We start from the raw sequence: 17,334 nt of genomic DNA, 5'->3' as shown, positions 1-17,334 counted from the left end.
GCGGGGAGCGGCGGGATGGGCGCCTCAGCGGTCGGCCGGCCCGCGCCGGCCGGCGGTCAGCGCGGTTCCAGCCGGATCGAGACCGAGTTGACGCAGTGCCGGGTGTCCTTCGGGGTGAAGCCCTCGCCCCGGAAGACGTGCCCGAGGTGGCTGTCGCAGCGGGCACAGCGGATCTCGGTCCGGACCATGCCGAGGCTGCGGTCCTCGATCTCCTTGACCCGGCCGGAGATGGCGTCGTCGAAGCTCGGCCAGCCGCAGTGCGAGTCGAACTTGGTGTCGCTGGCGAAGAGTTCCAGCCCGCAGGCCCGGCAGTGGTAGACGCCCGGCGTCTTAGTGTTCACGTACTCGCCGGTCCACGGGGCCTCGGTGCCGGCCTCGCGCAGCACCCGGAACTCCTCGGGGCTGAGCCGGACCCGCCACTCGTCCTCGGTGCGGGGCAGTTCGGTGTCGTCGAGACTCACCCGCCAACGGTACGTCGGTCGTCGGACCGGTGGCATATGGTCGCGCAATGGGTGGCACGAAGGCAGCGGCCGAAGAGTTCGACGTGGCCGGGCACACCGTCCGGCTGACCAGCCCCGACCGGGTCATCTTCCCGCAGCGTGGGTTCACCAAGGCGGACGTCTTCCACTACTACCTCGGGGTCGGCGACGGGATCATGCGCGCCCTGCGCGACCGACCGACCACGCTGCAACGCTTCCCCGAGGGCATCGAGGGCGAGATGTTCTTCCAGAAGCGGGTGCCCGCCCGGGGCGTACCGCCGTGGGTGGCGACCGCCGAGATCAGCTTCCCGAGCGGGCGGAAGGCCGCCGAACTCTGCCCGGCCGACCTGGCCCACGTGGCCTGGGCCGCGCAGATGGGCACCGTCGTGTTCCATCCGTGGCCGGTCCGCGCGGCCGACGTCGACCGCCCCGACGAGCTGCGCGTCGACCTCGATCCCCAGCCCGGCACCGACTTCGCCGACGCGGCCGCCGCCGCGGGTGAGCTGCGCGCGATCCTCGACGAGCTGGGCGCCACCGGCTGGCCGAAGACCTCCGGTGGCCGGGGAGTGCACGTCTACCTGCGGATCCAGCCGCGCTGGACGTTCGTCGAGGTGCGCCGGGCCACCATCGCGCTGGCCCGCGAGCTGGAACGCCGCCGGCCGGACCTGGTCACCACCGCGTGGTGGAAGGAGGAGCGCGGCACCCGGGTCTTCGTCGACTTCAACCAGATGGCCCGGGACCGCACCATCGCCTGCGCCTACTCGCTGCGGGCCAACGCGAGGGCGACCGTCTCCACCCCGGTCGGCTGGGACGAGCTGCCCGACGTCGACCCGGACGACTTCGACCTGCGTACCGTGCCGGCCCGGCTGGCGGAGCGGGGCGACCCGCACGCCGGTATCGACGACGCGGCGTGGGACATCACCCCGCTGCTGGAGTGGGCCGAGCGGGACGCCGCCGCGGGCCAGGGCGACATGCCCTACCCGCCCGACCACCCCAAGATGCCCGGCGAGCCGAAGCGCGTCCAACCCTCCAAGGACCGCGACCGCCCCCGCTGACCCCCGCGACCGCCGCTGCGCCCACTCATGATCGTCTGATGGTGAGCAGGCCGGATCACCGCTTCACGACCTGCTGACCATCATCCGATCAAGGATCGCTCACACCTGGGCCCGGAGGGCTCTCAGCGGGGGCCGCTGATCGCCTCGACGGCCGCCTTGGCCGAGCGGAGGTCGGCGCCGGTCGCCTTCCGATACGCGGCGATCGCCTTGATCTTGTCGCCCCGCGCGACGACGGCCACCAGCAGGACGGTGAGGGGAGCCTCCACGCCGCCGATCGAAGCACTCCGGTGCCAGCGCCCGGCGTGGCCTTCGGTCCCCTCCGCACCGCCGAGGTGGCGGTATCCACCCAGGGCCGATACCGCCAGATCGGCGACATGGTGGGAATCCCGCCGGGGTGGTCACCTCGGGTCGCGGCAGGTCGGGGCGTCCCGGGGCCGGCGACAGCCCGGGATGCCGCACCTCGGGTGGATCAAGGCAGCGCCCGCGCGCCGTGCCCGGCCGGGAGCGTCGGGTAACGATCAAGTAACGGCCGCGAACCTTTCCCCACCCGTCGCCGCTTTAGCTGTTCGTCGGCCCGACGGGGGCCAGGGGAGGGCGTCGGATGAAGCTGGTGTGGAGGCGGGCCCGGGCGGCGCGGGGTCTGCTGGCCGCCGCCGTGGTGGCGGCACTGGTCGCGGTCGCGTTGGTCACCGGGCTCTCCGACTACAGCCGCCGGGCGGTCGAGGCGGGGCAGCAGGCCCTGCTCGCGCGGGCGCCCATGGAGGAGCGCAGCCTGCTGGTGACCGGCTCCGGCGGCAAGGACGTCGCCGAGTTCGCCACCCGCGACCGGGCCATCCGGGACGGTTTCGCCGCCGCCCTCGGCGACGCCCCGTTCGTGGTCACCGGGGCCCGCTACGGCACCGGCCGGGAACTCACCGGCGACCTCGGCCCGGTGGTCCGGACCGACGACCCGATCTTCGCCAACCTCGCCACGCTGGACGACCTGCCCGCCCACGCGGACCTCACCGGCGGCGCCTGGCCCACCGCCGGGGCGGTGCCGGCGCAGGTGACGCTGCCCGAGAAGGTCGCCGGCGCGCTGGGCCTCACGCCGGGCGCCCGGGTGCCGCTGCGCGACCGGGCCACCGAACGGTCCAGCGAGGTGGTGCTCGCCGGCACCTGGCGACCGCGCGACACCACCGACCCGTACTGGCAGCTGGCCCCCGGGGTGGGCGCCGGCAGCATCGCCGACTCCGGCAGCTCGTACGGGCCGTTCGTGCTGGACCGGGCCGACTTCGAGACGATCTTCCCGGGCTCGGTCTCCGCGTCCTGGGTGGTCCAGCCGGACCTCGTGGCGGCCGGCATCGGCCGCCTGCCCGAGCTGCGCAAGGCGATGACCGAGGCGGTGGCCGAGGTGCCCGAGGCGGCCGACCTCGGCTCCTCCGCCCGCACCGTCACGTCGATGGAGCGGCTGATCGACCGGATCAGCCGGGCCGACCTGGTGGGCCGCTCCGCGCTGGCCACCCCGCTGCTGCTGATCGTGGTCCTCGGCGGGTACGCGCTGGTGCTGGTCGCCGCGCTGCTGCACGAGGACCGGCGGGGCCAGACCGCGCTGCTGCGCGCCCGGGGCGCCGCGCGCCGGCAGTTGGCCGGCCTCGCCGCCCGCGAGGCGACCCTGGTCGTCCTCCCGGCCGCCCTGCTCGGGCCGCTGCTGGCCGGCGAGGCGCTGCGGCTGGTGGGCACCGGCGGGCCGGCCGAGCTGAGCACCACCGGTGGCGGCGGCACGCTGGTCTGGGCGGCGGCGTCCGCGGCGGCCGCCGGGTGCCTGGTGGCCATGGTCGCCCCGACCCTGCGCGGCGCCGGCACGTACGTGGCCGACATGGCCGCCCTGTCCCGGCCCGCCCGCTCCGCCACCGTGCAGCGGGCCAGCCTCGACCTGGCGCTGGTCGCGCTCGCCGTGCTGGCCTGGGTGCAGCTGCGCCAGTACTCGTCCCCGCTGGCCGGCGCCGCCGGCCGGCTCGGGCTCGACCCGCTGCTGGTCGCCGCGCCGACGCTCGGCGTGCTGGCCGGCGCGGTGGTCGCGTTGCGGCTGCTCCCGCCGGCCACCCGGTTCGCCGAACGGTTCATCGACCGCAAGCTGTGGACGGCGACCATGTTCGGCATGTGGCAGGCCGGCCGCCGCCCGCACGCCGGGCCGGTGCTGCTGCTCGCCCTCGCCGTCGGCGGCAGCACCCTCGCCTGGTCGCTGGTCGCCACCGGCGAGCGGTCCCACCTCGACCAGGCCGACCACACGGTCGGTGCCGACCTGCGGGTGGTGGAGCGGACCGGCGGGGTGCCGGTCGAGGCCACCGGGCGGCGCGCCGGGGAGATCGCGGCGCTGGCCGGCACCGACCGGACGCTGCCGGCCTGGCGGGACGAGGTGCGCGTCGGCCGGGACGACCTGCCGGTGACCGTGGTGGCCGTGGACGCGGCCGCCGCGGCCGACGTGATGCGGCTCGACGAGCGGCTCGCCGACGTCCCGCCGCCGGCGCTGTACGACCGGCTGGTCAGCCGGCGGGCCGCCCCGGCCGGGGTCGAGCTGCCCGCCGGCACCCGGCAGCTCACCGGGACCGTCAGCACCCCCGTCCAGAAGGCGGTGCGCCCGCACCAGATTGCCGTGTCGGTCCTGCTGAGCCAGGGTGACGGGCTGGCCTTCCGGCTGCCGGTGGCCACCGCCGGCAGCGACGGTCGGGCCGTCCCGTTCACCGTCGAGCTGCCGGAGACCGGCGGCGCCCTTCGGCTGGCCGGCTTCGAGGCCGACGGTGGCGATGCGGCGGGCCGGTCGTACGGGCTGGTGGTCGATGACCTGAAGCTGGTCGGGGCCGACGGCACGGCGCGCCCGGCGGAGCTGGCCGGCACCTGGGCGGCCACCAGCGGGCTGCTGGGCGACCGCGGTCCCGCGTCGGTGACGCCGACCGGGCTGACCGCCGAGCACGGGGTCGAATACCTCGCCGGTGGCCGGTTCGCCTTCCAGCCGCCGTCCCGGTTCGCCGTCGTGCCCGATGACGACAACCCCCCGGTGCCGGCGCTGATGACCCCGGCCGTCCGGGAGGCGCTGAGCCTGCGCGAGGGGGACACCTACACCCTCGCCCTCTCCGGCGTGTCGGTGCCGATCATCCTGGTCGGCGAGGTGGACGCGCTGCCGTCCGCCGCCGGTGCCGGCGTGCTGCTCGACCTGCCCGCGGCGATGGACTGGCTGATCCGCGAGCAGGGCGCGGTGCGTCCGGTGCCGGAATGGTGGGTGAGCACCACCGCCGGCGGGCACGACGCGGCGGCCCGGGCCGCCGCCGAGCTGCCCGGCGCCACCGTCCTCGACCGGCGCGAGGTGGCCGCGGAGGCGGCCCGCGACCCGTACTGGCAGGGCGCCCGGACCGGGCTGCTGGCCGCCGCGCTCGGCTCGGTGCTGCTCGCGCTGGTCGGCCTGGTGGTGGACGTCTGGGCCACCGCACGGCACCGGTTGTCCGAGTTCGCCGTGCTGCACACCCTCGGCGCGAGCCCGCGGCTGCTGGCCCGGGCGCTGCTGGCCGAGCAGACCTTCCTGGCCGGCATCGGCGTCGGCGTCGGCCTGCTGCTCGGCGCGGCGGTCGGCGCGACGATGGCCCCGCTGGTCATCCTCACGCCGGCCGGCGGCCGGCCGGTGCCCGAGGCGGCGTTCGCGCTGCACTGGGCGCCGATCGGGGCGACCGCGGTCGGCCTGCTGCTGGCGGCGCTGGCCTTCAGCGTGTTCATCGCCCTCGGCATCCGGCAGCGGGTGGCGGCGGCGCAACTGCGGATCGGGGGAGAGCGGTGACCGGGCGGAACAGACTGACCAGCGAGTGCGGGGAGACGGCGCGATGAGCATCGGCGCGGCCATCCGCCGGGTCCGGGCCCACGGCGGGCAGTTCCTGCTGCTGGCGATGTTGACCCTGGTCGTCTCGCTGCTGATCAGTGGGGTGCCCCGGGTGGTGAACCGGCTCGCCGAGCAGGGCCTGCGGGAACACCTGGCCAACCAGCCGGCGGCGATCCGGGACCTGACCTACAGCACCGAGCCGCTCACCCCCGCCACCGGCGCGACCTCGCTGGCCCAGGCGTTCGAGCAGGAGCTGGACACGCTGCAGGCCGGCATGCCGCCCGACGTGCGGAACGCGGTGGCGCAGCGCTGGTACGTCGCCGAGTCCGAGCAGCTACGGGTGACCGGTCCACACCTGGCGGCGAAGAACCTCCTCGTCCACCTCGCGCTGCGGACGGTGCCCGGCGTGCCGGAGGCGGCCCGGCTGACCGAGGGCCGCTGGCCGGAGGAGCGGTGGGGGCCCGGCCAGCCGGTGCAGGTGGCGTTGAACACCGACGTCGCCCGGCGGCTGAACCTGAGCGTAGGTAGCCGGCTGAACATGGCCACCGGAAGGCCGGGGGACACCTCGCCGCGGCTGCCGTTGACAGTGGTGGGGCTGTTCGAGCCGATCGACCGGTCCGACGGGATCTGGGACAATCTGCCGTCCGCGCTGGAGGTGGTGGAGCCGCCCGGCGACGCCCAGCCGTTCGTCGCCGTCGGTCTGGTCAGCGCCGCCGCGCTGGACAGCCAGGCGGTGGCCGGGATGCCGCTGCGGTTCAGCTGGCGCTACCGGATGGGCGCCGAGGGCGTCGACGCCCGGAAGCTGGACCAGCTGATCGACAGCATCGAGCAGATGAAGCGGGAGACGCCGCCGCGGCGGAGCCTCGTGCAGGGGTTCGACATCCCGCTGCGGGATTTCGCCGCCGCGCTGAACGCCGCCCGTACGCTGCTCGCGGTGATCGCTGCCGGGGTGCTGGCCACCCTGGCCGGGCTGGTGGCGCTGGCCGCCGCGCTGAGCACCCGTCGACGGCGGGAGGAGTTCAGCCTGCTGCGCGCCCGGGGCGGCTCGGCGGCCGCCGGCGCCCGGCGCAGCCTGGCCGAGTCGCTGCTGGTCATACCGGCGGCAGCGGCGGCGGGCTGGCTGCTCGGCACGCTCGTCCCGGGTGAGCCCAGCGGCACCCTGCCGCTCGCCGTCGGGACGGCCGCGCTGCTCACCCTGGTGCTGCCGGTGGCCACGCTGGTCGCCCCGGTCGGCGGTCCGGATCGTCGCGACCTGATCCGGGCGCGCCCGTCCGCCCGCCGGCTCACGGTCGAGGTGTCCGTCCTGGCGCTGGCCGCGCTGGCCACCGTGCTGCTGGTGCGCCGGGGGCTGACCCCCGGCGCGGTCGACCCGCTGCTGGTGTCGGTCCCGGTGCTGCTCGCGGTCGCCGCGGCGGTGCTGACGCTGCGCGCGTACCCGTGGCCACTGCGGCTGGTCAGCCGGCTCGCCGCGCGGACCCGGGGCAGCGTCGCGTTCCTCGGCACCGCGCGGGCCGGCCGGTCGGTGGTGGCCGCCCCGCTGATCGTCGTGGTGCTGGCCATCGCGACCGCGGCGTTCTGCGCGGTGGTCGCCGCCGGCATCGAGGCCAGCCGCGACCGGGTCGCCGACCGGACCGTGCCCGGCGACGCGCTGATCCGCGGCGACCGGCTCGCGCCGGACACCGGCGCCGAACTGGAGCGGCTGCCCGGTGTGCGGGCCACCGCCCCGGTGCTGGACGAGCCGGCGCAGCGGCCGGCGACGGACGCGGTCGGCACCGAGGCCCGGATGGACGCGGCGACGGTGCTGCTGGTGGACGGGCCGGCTCTGGACCGGCTCACCCGGTCGGCCGGCGTCGACGTGACGGTGCCCGCGGCGCTGCTCGCCCCGGCCGGCCAGGACGGCCCGCTGCCCGCCGTGGTCTCCCCGGCGGTCGCCGCGGACCTGGCCGAGGCCGGGCTGGCCGACTCCGCCTTCGTCACCGTGCAGGGCCAGCGGTACGAGTTCCGGGTCGCCGACCGGACGGAGAGCTTCCCGCTGCTCCGGCCGACCAACAGCCGGTTCGTCATCCTGCCGTGGCAGTCGCTGCCGCGCCGCGACTACGACCCGGTGCCGACCGGTTTCCTCGTGGCCGGTGACGGCCTCGACGCCGAGGCGCTGCGCCGGGCCGGCGACGAGGGCCAGAACCGCTACCAGACCGGCGGTGCGGTGACCGGCGGCGAACGGCCGCGCGGCGTTGCGGTGCTCACCTGGGCGGACGTCCGTCGCCAGGTGGGCGAGGGCGGGGCCAACGGGGTGCTGGTGTTCGGGTTCGTCGCGGGCGCGGCCGGCGGCACGGTGCTCGGCCTGCTCGCCGTCGCGTTCTGCGTGCTGGCCGGCGCCCGGGCCCGCGGGCAGGTGCTGTCCCGGCTGCGCACCCTCGGGCTGTCCCGCCGGCAGTGGCGGGGCCTGCTGCTGGTCGAACTGGCGCCGCTGGTGGGCGCGTCGGTGCTCACCGGCGCGCTGGTCGGGGCGCTGCTGCCGCTGCTGCTCACCCCGCGGCTCAACCTGTCCACCTTCACCAGCGGCGCGCCGGTCACGGTGGCGTTCGAGCCCGGCCTGGTCGCCGGGGTCGTCGTGCTCGGGGCCGTCGCGCTCGGCTTCGCGGTCGCCGTCGAGACCCTGAACAACCGCCGGCTGCGCCTCGGTGAGGTGCTCCGGCTCGGAGAGGAGAGTTGAGATGACCGCTACCGCCCAGACTCCGATGGTGCCGGACCTGGCCGCCCTCCAGGCGCGGGCCGCCGAGCGCGCGGCCGAGCGGGCCGGCGGCCGGCACCGGCTGCGCGGGCACATCGTCTGTGACGGCCTGGTGCGCATCTTCAAGACCGAGGGCGTCGAGGTGGTCGCCCTGCAGGGGCTGGACCTGGTGATCGACCGGGGCGAGCTGGTGGCGATCGTGGGCGCGTCCGGCTCCGGCAAGTCCACCCTGCTGAACATCCTCTCCGGGCTGGACACCCCGACCGCCGGCATCGCCCGGGTCGGCGACTACGACCTGCTCGACCTCTCCGCCCGCCGGCGGCTGAGCTACCGGCGGCAGATGGTCGGGTTCGTCTGGCAGCAGACCGGCCGCAATCTGCTGCCGTACCTGACCGCGCTGGAGAACGTCGAGCTGCCGATGCAGCTGGCGGGACGCGGTGGCCGGCGGGCCCGCCGGCAGCGGGCCCGTGAGCTGCTCGACATGGTGGGCGTCGGGTACTGCGCCGACCGCCGGCCGGGCCAGCTCAGCGGCGGCGAGCAGCAGCGCTGCGCGGTGGCGGTGGCGGTGGCCAACGACCCGGAGGTGCTCTTCGCCGACGAGCCGACCGGCGAGCTGGACGAGGCGACCGGCGCCGAGGTGTTCGGCGCGCTGCGGACCATCAACGCCGAACTGGGCGTGACCATCGTCGTGGTCACCCACGACCACGCCGTGGCCGAGCAGGTCCGCCGGACCGTCGCGATCCGCGACGGCCGGACCGCCTCGGAGGTACGCCGGACCGCGCGGGTCGGCGCCGACGGCAACACCGAACTGGTCGCCGAGGAGTACGCGGTGCTCGACCGGTCCGGCCGGATGCAGCTGCCGGCGCCGTTCGTCGAGGCGCTGTCGCTGCGCGACCGGGTCCGGCTCAACCTGGAGCCGGACCACGTGGAGGTACGCCCGGGCGACCGTGCCCGGGACGAGCGGGAGGCGGGGGCATGAGCGACCGATGCGAGCGAATCATCAGGCTGAGCGCGGTGGTGCCTCACGGCGGCACGGAGCGGAGCGGAGTGCCGGCATGAGCGAGGATGTCGTGGTGCGGGGTCTGGCGGCCGGCGCGAGCGCGGTGGCCACCGACGAGGTGGTCCGGGTGGCGGGGCTCAGCCGGACCTTCGGGCGCGGCGAGCACGCCGTACACGCCGTCCGGGACGTCTCGTTCCGGGCCGAGCGGGGCGAGCTGGTCGCCGTCCGGGGTCGCTCCGGCGCCGGCAAGACCACGCTGTTGAACCTGGTCGGCGGGCTGGACCGGCCGAACGCCGGCCGGGTGGTGGTGGCCGGGCACGAGGTGACCAGCGCCGGCGAGCGGGAGCTGCTGGAGCTGCGCCGGGGCACCATCGGGTTCGTCTTCCAGACCTTCGGGCTGGTGCCGATTCTCTCCGCCGCGGAGAACGTCGGGGTGCCGCTGCGGCTGGCCCGGGTGCCGGCGGCGGAGCGGGAGGAGCGGGTGGCCGTGCTGCTGGAGATGGTCGGCCTCGGCGGGCACGCGGCGCAGCGGCCGTACGAGCTCTCCGGCGGCCAGCAGCAGCGGGTGGCGGTGGCCCGGGCCCTGGCCAACGAGCCGGACCTGCTGATCGCCGACGAGCCCACCGGTCAGCTCGACTCGGAGACCGGCCGGTCCATCATGGACCTGCTGCGCGCGGTGGTGCACGCCCGGGGGATGACCGCCCTGGTCGCCACGCACGACCCCGCCCTGATCGACCTGGCCGACCGGGTCCTCACCCTGCGCGACGGCCACCTGGTCGACGGCTGAGCCCCGGCGGGTTCGCACCTGGGGCGGTGCGAACCCGCCGTCGGGCCCGGTCCGGCGCTCCGTCGACCGCGACCATGACCGCGCAGCCCGGTGCCGTCCGGTCTCAGGCCCGGCAGCGGCGCCGGTGGTAGGCCGCGGTGAGGGCGAGCAGCAGCGGCCCCCAGAGCAGCAGCGGTGCGTAGCAGGCCACCATCAGCGCGAACCCGCCCGGCGTGAAGCCCGTCAGGTCGCGCAGCACCAGGTTCACCGCGGCGTACCCCCAGATCAGGATGAGCGCGACGGCGCCCGCGGTGGCTGCGGTGACGGCGAACGGCGGCGGCACCCGCCGGCCGCCGACCAGCGGCAGCCAGCGCGGGAAGGTCTCGCCCCACGGCCGGACCAGTCCGAGTGAGAGCAGTGCGAGCGCCTCGGAGAGCACGCTCAGCGACACGATGTAGACGGCCAGCCACCCCCGGATCGGCTCGTCCACGCCCACCGTGCCCAGCGGTACGCCGGCCACCAGCGCGATGCGCCACAACCCGGACGGGAGGGTGAGCAGGGGGATCAGGTGGGCGGTCCGCACCGCCCACCGGGGTGCCGGTCGTCCGTCCCTGCTGTGGCGGGACGGGGCGGCGGCGATGGCGGTTGCGCTGGTCATGACGGACTCCGTTCCTCGGCGACCATTCCAGCCTGGCCGGCCGGGGCGGGCCGGACACCCCGCCGCCGGGGGACCCGGCTCCCCGCCGCGGGGGAGCCGTCAGAGCGGCAACTTCATGCCCTCGTGGCTGGCGACGAAGCCGAGGCCCAGGTAGAAGCGGTGCGCGTCGTGCCGGGTCTTGGCGGTGGTGAGCTGCACCAGCGCGCAGCCCCGCCGCTTCGCCTGGTCGATCGCCCAGGTCATCATCGTCCGGCCGAGTCCCTGGCCGCGCCGGTCGGAGCGGACCCGCACCGACTCGATCAGCTGCCGTTCGGCGCCGTGCCGGCCGAGCCCGGGGATGTAGGTCAACTGCATGCAGCCGAGCAGCTCACCGCCGGCGTCGGCCACGATCAGCTGGTTGCGCGGGTCGGCGGTGATGTCGGCGAACGCCTTCTCGTACGCCGCGTCCACCTCGGCGTGGTCGCGCGCCTTGCCGAGCACGTCGTCGGCGAGCAGGGCGACGATCGCGGGCAGATCGGCCCGGACCGCCTCACGGAAGATCACGTCGCTCATGCCAGTGAGCGTGGCACAGCGACCTGGGCCGATGAGTGGGCACCGGTTGCCGGCACCGGGCAGCATGATGCGACATGGACGCCCTGCTGCTGCCGTTCCGGTGGATCTACCAGGGGCTGGTCTGGTTCGCCAACTCGCCCCGGACGCTGATCACCTCGTACCTGCTGATGATCGTGGTGGCCGGTATCATCTACGGCGAGGTGGAGAACCGTAGCCCCGCCGACGCCGTCTGGTGGGCGGTGGTGACCGCCTCCACCGTCGGCTACGGCGACATCTCACCCACCAGCTGGGCCGGCCGCACCCTGGCCGCGCTGCTCATCTCCACCATGGTGCTGCTGGTCATCCCGCTGATCACCGCGCACTTCGCCAGCCAGCTCATCGTCGACGACGACGCCTTCGAGCACGAGGAGCAGGAGCAGCTCAAGGCCGACGTACGCCGGATGCGGGCGTTGCTGGAGGAGATCGCCACCCGGCACGGCATCGAGCTGCCGGACCTGCCGGCGGAGCGCCCGGTCAGCGGGCCGGGCAGCGCAGCCCCGCCCGGGGAACGGTCAGGTCGATCAGGTAGGCGTCGACGGCAGCGGTGATGCAGGCGGTCTGCGGGTAGGCGGTGTGCCCCTCACCCTCCCAGGTCAGCACCCGGCCCACCCCGAGCATCGTGGCCAGCGCCCCGGTCTGCTCGTACGGCGTCGCCGGGTCGCCGGTGGTGCCGACCACCACGATCGGCGGCGCCCCGTCGGCCCGACCCGTCGGATACGGGTCGCGGCCACCGGGCCACTCGGTGCAGGAGAGCATGCCGACGGCGAGCGCCGGACCGAACAGCGGGTACTTCTCCCGCCACTGCGACTGCAACTGGCGGATCCGCTCCCGGCTCGGCTTCTCCTCCTCGTCGGCGCAGTTCACCGCCAGGTTGGCGTCGAAGAGGTTTGTGTAGCGCCCGTCGTCCTCGCGGCCGGCGTACGCGTCGGCGAGGCGGAACACCTGTTCCGGGTCGCCGCCCTCGAGCCGCTCGATCGCCCGGGCCAGCTCCTGCCACCCGGACTCGGTGTAGAGCGAGGAGATCACCGAGTAGAAGACCCAGCCCGGGGTCGCCTCCCGCCCGTCGGCGCCCCGCGCCGGGGAGACCCGCGCCTTGTCGATCGCCGAGGTGACCGCGGCCCGGGCGTCCGGGGCGATCGGGCAGCGGCCGGCGTTCGCGGCGCACCACCGGGTGAAGTTGTCGAACGCCCGCTCGAAGCCCTTGGCCTGGCTCTCCGAGCCGGCGATCAGGCCCAGCTTCGGGTCGACCGCGCCGTCCAGCACCAGGGCGCGCACCCGCTGCGGGTAGAGCTGCGCGTACGTGGCGCCGAGCAGGGTGCCGTAGGAGTAGCCGAGGTAGGTCAGCTTGTCGTCGCCGACGGCGGCGCGCACCGCGTCCATGTCCCGGGCGGCCTGCTCGGTGCCGTAGAGCGGCAACTGGTCGCCGTAGCGTTCGCCGCAGCCGCGCCCGATCCGCTGGCTGAGCGCCACGAACCCGTCGAACGCCGGCTGGCTCTCCGGATCGGGGTCGTAGCCGAAGCTGGCGTCCAGGTCGGCGTCGGAGATGCACTTCACCGGGCTGGACCGGGCCACCCCGCGCGGGTCGAAGCCGACGATGTCGAAGCGGTCGGTCACCGAGGCCGGCAGGCCGCCGAAGGCCGGGCCGAAGGAGAGGTAGACGGCGGTGTCCACGCCGGAGCCGCCGGGGCCGCCCGGGTTGACCACCAGCGAACCGATCCGGTCGCGCTGCTTGCTGGAGCGGGCCCGCAGCAGCGCGATCTCGAAGGTCTCGCCGACGCCCGGACCGGCGGTGGCCCCGGTGCCGGTGCCCCAGTTGCGCGGCACCGCGATCCGGGCGCACTCGTAGCGCATGCCCGGGGCGCCCCGCCCGACCAACTCCTCGGCCACTTCCGGGCAGGCCCGCCAGGTCGGCGCGGTGCCCGGTGCGGCGGCCTCGCCGTCGGTGTCCGTCCGCGGCGCGAGCGCCGGAAGGGTGCAGCCGGCGGCGATCAGCGCGGCCCCGGCCAGCCCGGCCAGGGTGAGCCGGAACCGGCGGATCCGGTCGGAAGTGCGGGTCACGAGCGAGCCTCCGTGATCGGGTCGACGGCCAGGCTACGCGGAGCCCGCGGCGGACCCGACGATCGCCGCCGGGTCGCCACGCAGCACCTGGTCCACGTCGAACCGGACCGGACGGTCGAGCTGGTCGTAGCCGCAGGAGCGGGGGTCGCGGTCGGGCCGCCAGCGGACGAACTGGGCGGTGTGCCGGAACCGGTCACCCTCCATCGCGTCGTAGCCGACCTCGACGACCAGGTCGGGGCGCAGCGGCTCCCACTCCAGGTTCTTCGTGCCGGTCCACCGGCTGACCCCGCCGGGGATCCGCTGGCCCCGCTCGTGGTCGCCGTGCACCCACGGGTGGTCGGCGCCGGCGTCCCGGTAGGGCGCCAGCTCGTCCAGCAGCTCGGCCCGCCGGGCCATGGTGAACGACGCGCTCACCCCGACGTGGTGCAGCACGCCGGCGTCGTCGTAGAGGCCGAGCAGCAGCGAGCCGACCACCGGGCCGGACTTGTGCCAGCGGAACCCCGCCACCACCACGTCGGCCGTGCGGGCGTGCTTGACCTTGAACATCAGCCGCTTGCCCGGCTCGTACGGCAGGTCGGCCGGCTTGGCGATCAGCCCGTCCAGGCCGGCGCCCTCGAAGACGTCGAACCACCGGTGCGCGGTGTCCGGGTCGGTGGTGATCTGGGTGACGTGCACCGGCGGACGCACCCCGGCCAGCGCGGCCTCCAGCCGGGCCCGCCGCTGCGGGTAGGGCTGGTCGAGCAGCGTCTCGTCGCCGAGCGCGAGCAGGTCGAAGGCGACGAAGTCGGCCGGGGTGGTCTCGGCCAGCAGCTTCACCCGGGAGGCGGCCGGGTGGATGCGCTGGGCCAGCAGCTCGAAGTCGAGCCGGGGCTGGCCGCCCGGGCCGTCGCGGCGGATCACGATCAGCTCGCCGTCGACCGCGCACCGCTCGGGCAGCTGCCGCCGGGCCTGCTCGACCACCTCCGGGAAGTAGCGGGTCATCGTCTTGCCGCCGCGGCTGGCCAGCTCGACCTCGTCGCCGTCGCGGAAGACGATGCACCGGAAGCCGTCCCACTTCGGTTCGTAGGTCATCCCGGCGGCGGTGGGGATCTTCGGGACGCTCTTGGCCAGCATCGGCTCGACCGGCGGATTGATCGGCAGCTCCACGGCGACCAGTCAACCAGACGGCACCGACAACGGTGAGGCAGATCACCGCCGGTACGCGGGCGGCGTGTCCGCCCCCGTCCCCCTTCCGCCCCGCCGGCCGAATCGGATAACCGCAGCTCAGAGCTACTTTCGCGGGGTGTCCGAGTGGGTCTGCGGGTGTTGTGGTCGCTGGCGGGTGACCGTCGAGTTGGTCCGAGGCCGGTACCGCTACCGGCTGGTGCACCGCTATCCGCGGCAGTTCGGCGGCGGCAAGAACGTGCTCGGCGAGGTCGGTTCGGTGGCCGAACTGGAGGAGCTGCTGCGCCGACGTACCCCGCTCGGTCTGGCCGATCTGCACGAGGCGGCCTGAGCCGGCCCGTGCCCGGCACGCGGGCGCTTCGTCTCCCGCCCACCCGTAGGCTGGCGGTGATCCGTCGAGCCTGGGGGTGCGCGTGCCGGCACTGACCTATCCGCACGTCGGCGCCACCCGCGACGGCCGGCTGCCGGACGGCTGGCGGCACGTGCGGCACCGGGTCCGGCTGCCGGACGGCTGTTTCGCCGCCGCCGGCGCGGCCGTGCTCTCCTGGCGCCTGCACCGGTCCGCCGGGATCCGGATGGACACCGACGCCGCCCGGGCCGAGCCCGGGGTGCGGGTCGTCTCCCGGCTGGGCGTCGGTCCGCTGCGGTTGGCCGCGCCGTGCCAGGTGGTCTGGGCCGTCGACGACGCGGACCGGGCCGGCTTCGGGTACGGCACGCTGCCCGGGCACCCGGCGCGGGGCGAGGAGGCGTTCGTGGTCGGCCGCGACGCCGCCGGCCGGGTCTGGTTCGAGGTGGTGGCGTTCAGCCGGCCGGGCGGGTTCGTCATGCGCGCGGCCGGCCCGGCCGGCCGGCTCTTCCAGCACGGGTACGCCTGGTGGCTGGGGCGCACCCTGCGCCGGCTCTGCGCCCGCCCACCCGGATAGGACGGATCGGCCGCCGCCGTCCGCACCGGCCGGCGGACCGGCCGTCAGAACCGGGCGAAGGAGCGGATCGGGGCGCGGGGACCGAACTTCGGCGCCTGGACTCCGGCGGCCTCCAGCAGTACGCAGACCCGGCCCCGGTGGCCGCGGAACGGCTCCAGCAGGGCCAGCATCCGGGCGTCGTCGCCCCGCGGCTCCCCGGCGAGCGCCCAGGCCACCGTGTTCGGGATGTGGTAGTCGCCGACGCTGACCGCGTCCGGGTCGCCGTACGCGACCCGGACCACCTCGGCGGCGGTCCACGGGCCGATGCCGGCGATCGCGGTGAGCCGGCGGGTGGCCTCGGCGGCGTCCGCGCAGCGCTGCAACCGGTCCGCGGCGGCGGCCGCGCGGCGCAGCGTCTCGGCCCGGCGCTGCTCCACCCCGAACGGGTGGAACACCCAGTAGGGGGTGGCCGCGACGGCGGCCGGTTCCGGGGGCAGCAGCAGCGGCAGCGGCCCGGGGGCCGGCTCGCCGAAGTGGCGCACCGTCGCCGCGTACGCCCGGTAGGCCTCCTTGCCGGTCACCTTCTGCTCGAAGACCGCCCGCAGCAGCCGGGGGAAGACCAGCCCGGTGGCCGGCATCCGCAGGCCCCGGTGCTGCGCGGCCAGCCGGGCCACCACCGGGTGGGCGGCGGCGAGGGCGGCGAAACCGGTGAGGTCGTCGCGCAGCCCGGCGATTGCGTCCGCCCGGTCCACCAGCCAGTCGGCGCCGGCGCCGTACCCCTCGGCGACCAGTTCGCCCGCGGCCGGGCGCAGGGACAGGGTGGCCGGCCCGGCCGGGGTGCGGGTGGCCCACCAGAGGGTGCCGTCCGCGATCCGGGCGCACGGGTCGTACGGGCTGAAGGTGAGCGCCCGCACCGACGCGGCCAGCCGGTAGCCGGCCGGTGGGCGCAGCGCCCGGCGCGCGGTGGGTTCGGTCACCGGGACATGCTGTCACGGGCGGTCCGGGTGACACACGACACCGCCGACGCGCGTGGCGTCGGCGGTGCCTCGGGAGCGGACCGGCCGGGATCGGCCGTGGGTGCGGGTTGGGGGGACCTCGGTGGGCAGCGCCTGCTGGCGTCGGCGCGCCACCGACCCGGGCCCGCTCCCGGTTCGCCGGGACCGGCGGCCGGTGCCGCCGACCCGAGCGACGACGGTGACCGGCCGCGCCCTCCCCGGCTGCGACCGGCCACCGGGCCCTGGAGCGGGTCAGTACGAATAGCCGGAGTCGCCGCCCTGCGCGCCCTGGTCGTCCGAGGGCGGGGCCACCGGCTTCGGCGTGCCGGTGGGCAGGCAGGTCAGGTTCTTCTTGCCGTCCGGCGCCACCACGAACCAGGTGCCACCGACGCCCTGGCCCTTCCACTGGCCGGGCTTCTTGTCACCGATGTAGCGGTAGAGCGGCCAGCCGTCCAGGGTGATCTGCCGGGTACCGTCCTGCCGGGTCACGGTGCCGACCTTGTCGTCGGAGACGCCGTTCAGCTGCGGGTTGCCGTCGGTCAGCGCCGGCGGCCAGACCTCCGCGCACTTGTCGACGCAGTTGGACGCCGCCGGGTCGTTGGTGTCCTTGTCGAAGCGGTACAGGATCCACCCGTCCTGGTCGGTGACCACGCTGCCCATCCGGGCGACCTTCTTGCCGATGAGCCGGTCGGTGAGTTCGACGTCGGCGGGCGGCGGCGCGTCGGCCACCGGGGCCTCCGCCGATGCCGACGCCTCCGGTTCAGCCGTCGCGGTGGGCTCGGCCGCGGCGACGGCGACCGGCTCGGCCGCGCTCTGGTTCGCCCCGTCGTAACCCGCGGGAGCGCAGGCCGTAAGTGCGACCATCGCGCTCGCGACGATGACGGTCCGCTTCATCTGTGCCACGTGCCCTCCTCATGCTTGGCAGTTCACCGGGTAATACGGCACGAGGGCTGTCAAGGTTGAAATCGGATCCGTGGCCAATTTCACAAGGAATGCGTGAACCGGGCGCGCCTCGGACGCGTGTGCGCCATCGACGACCGCCATTCGGAGAAACCAACGACCAATCGGCGCCGGCCATTGTTCCTGGCCGG

General features: G+C 75.4%; 16 protein-coding genes. 8 read left to right on the top strand and 8 right to left on the bottom strand.

The features are described 5' to 3' along the window. Nucleotides 1-56: 56 nt before the first annotated feature. Nucleotides 57-461, bottom strand: coding sequence for a peptide-methionine (R)-S-oxide reductase MsrB (gene msrB / locus FHX32_RS23640; protein WP_167187325.1), 405 nt, complete (start codon nt 459-461; stop codon nt 57-59). Between the two features lie 47 nt (nt 462-508). Here msrB and ligD point away from each other — a divergent pair, with 47 nt between their 5' ends. Then, entirely contained in the window at nt 509-1,534 is a 1,026-nt protein-coding gene (ligD, locus tag FHX32_RS23635; RefSeq protein ID WP_167187322.1) for a non-homologous end-joining DNA ligase, read from the top strand. A gap of 122 nt (nt 1,535-1,656) precedes the next feature. Here ligD and FHX32_RS23630 read toward each other — a convergent pair whose 3' ends face one another. Continuing rightward, nucleotides 1,657-1,800 carry a hypothetical protein gene (locus FHX32_RS23630; RefSeq protein ID WP_167187319.1) on the bottom strand — a complete coding sequence of 48 codons (144 nt, stop codon included), beginning with the start codon at nt 1,798-1,800 and terminating at the stop codon, nt 1,657-1,659. Nucleotides 1,801-2,135: 335 nt separating this feature from the next. Here FHX32_RS23630 and FHX32_RS23625 point away from each other — a divergent pair, with 335 nt between their 5' ends. From FHX32_RS23625 to FHX32_RS23610, 4 genes are all read left to right on the top strand, one after another. Then, nucleotides 2,136-5,339 carry an ABC transporter permease gene (locus FHX32_RS23625; RefSeq protein ID WP_167187316.1) on the top strand — a complete coding sequence of 1,068 codons (3,204 nt, stop codon included), beginning with the start codon at nt 2,136-2,138 and terminating at the stop codon, nt 5,337-5,339. Between the two features lie 43 nt (nt 5,340-5,382). Next, nucleotides 5,383-8,091: an FtsX-like permease family protein gene (locus tag FHX32_RS23620; protein WP_167187313.1), complete on the top strand. Its 2,709-nt coding sequence runs from the start codon at nt 5,383-5,385 to the stop codon at nt 8,089-8,091. 1 nt (nt 8,092) lies between these two features. Next, a complete protein-coding gene (locus FHX32_RS23615; protein ID WP_167187309.1) occupies nt 8,093-9,088 on the top strand; it encodes an ATP-binding cassette domain-containing protein in 996 nt (331 codons plus the stop codon). A gap of 76 nt (nt 9,089-9,164) precedes the next feature. After that, nucleotides 9,165-9,896, top strand: a complete 732-nt coding sequence (locus tag FHX32_RS23610) for an ABC transporter ATP-binding protein (RefSeq protein ID WP_167187307.1) — start codon at nt 9,165-9,167, stop codon at nt 9,894-9,896. A gap of 103 nt (nt 9,897-9,999) precedes the next feature. Here FHX32_RS23610 and FHX32_RS23605 read toward each other — a convergent pair whose 3' ends face one another. Next, nucleotides 10,000-10,533 (bottom strand): hypothetical protein, encoded by a 534-nt coding sequence (locus tag FHX32_RS23605; protein WP_167187303.1) that lies wholly within the window; start codon nt 10,531-10,533, stop codon nt 10,000-10,002. Between the two features lie 99 nt (nt 10,534-10,632). After that, nucleotides 10,633-11,085, bottom strand: coding sequence for a GNAT family N-acetyltransferase (locus FHX32_RS23600; RefSeq protein WP_167187299.1), 453 nt, complete (start codon nt 11,083-11,085; stop codon nt 10,633-10,635). A gap of 74 nt (nt 11,086-11,159) precedes the next feature. Between FHX32_RS23600 and FHX32_RS23595 the strand changes: the two genes are divergently transcribed. Further along, nucleotides 11,160-11,672: a potassium channel family protein gene (locus FHX32_RS23595; RefSeq protein ID WP_167187296.1), complete on the top strand. Its 513-nt coding sequence runs from the start codon at nt 11,160-11,162 to the stop codon at nt 11,670-11,672. On the opposite strand, the gene FHX32_RS23590 is transcribed toward FHX32_RS23595, so the two are convergent. Beyond that, a complete protein-coding gene (locus tag FHX32_RS23590) occupies nt 11,599-13,161 on the bottom strand; it encodes an alpha/beta hydrolase (protein ID WP_486481342.1) in 1,563 nt (520 codons plus the stop codon). The two genes, FHX32_RS23595 and FHX32_RS23590, sit on opposite strands and share 74 nt — an antisense overlap. A 54-nt stretch (nt 13,162-13,215) precedes the next feature. Continuing rightward, nucleotides 13,216-14,328: an ATP-dependent DNA ligase gene (locus FHX32_RS23585; protein WP_167187290.1), complete on the bottom strand. Its 1,113-nt coding sequence runs from the start codon at nt 14,326-14,328 to the stop codon at nt 13,216-13,218. A gap of 136 nt (nt 14,329-14,464) precedes the next feature. On the opposite strand from FHX32_RS23585, the gene FHX32_RS23580 reads away from it, so the two are divergent. Beyond that, entirely contained in the window at nt 14,465-14,677 is a 213-nt protein-coding gene (locus tag FHX32_RS23580; RefSeq protein ID WP_167187287.1) for a hypothetical protein, read from the top strand. An 82-nt stretch (nt 14,678-14,759) separates the two neighbouring features. After that, nucleotides 14,760-15,269: a DUF1990 domain-containing protein gene (locus FHX32_RS23575; RefSeq protein WP_167187284.1), complete on the top strand. Its 510-nt coding sequence runs from the start codon at nt 14,760-14,762 to the stop codon at nt 15,267-15,269. 44 nt (nt 15,270-15,313) lie between these two features. Here the strand turns inward: FHX32_RS23575 and FHX32_RS23570 are convergent, their stop codons facing one another. After that, nucleotides 15,314-16,225: a DNA glycosylase family protein gene (locus FHX32_RS23570; protein ID WP_167187281.1), complete on the bottom strand. Its 912-nt coding sequence runs from the start codon at nt 16,223-16,225 to the stop codon at nt 15,314-15,316. Between the two features lie 270 nt (nt 16,226-16,495). Then, nucleotides 16,496-17,146 (bottom strand): COG4315 family predicted lipoprotein, encoded by a 651-nt coding sequence (locus FHX32_RS23565; RefSeq protein ID WP_109903738.1) that lies wholly within the window; start codon nt 17,144-17,146, stop codon nt 16,496-16,498. Nucleotides 17,147-17,334 lie beyond the last annotated feature (188 nt).

It is taken from the genome of Micromonospora sp. CNZ280 (assembly GCF_011759515.1).
The sequence above is the reverse complement of the archived record's forward strand: the minus strand, read 5'-3'. Positions and strand labels throughout refer to the sequence as shown.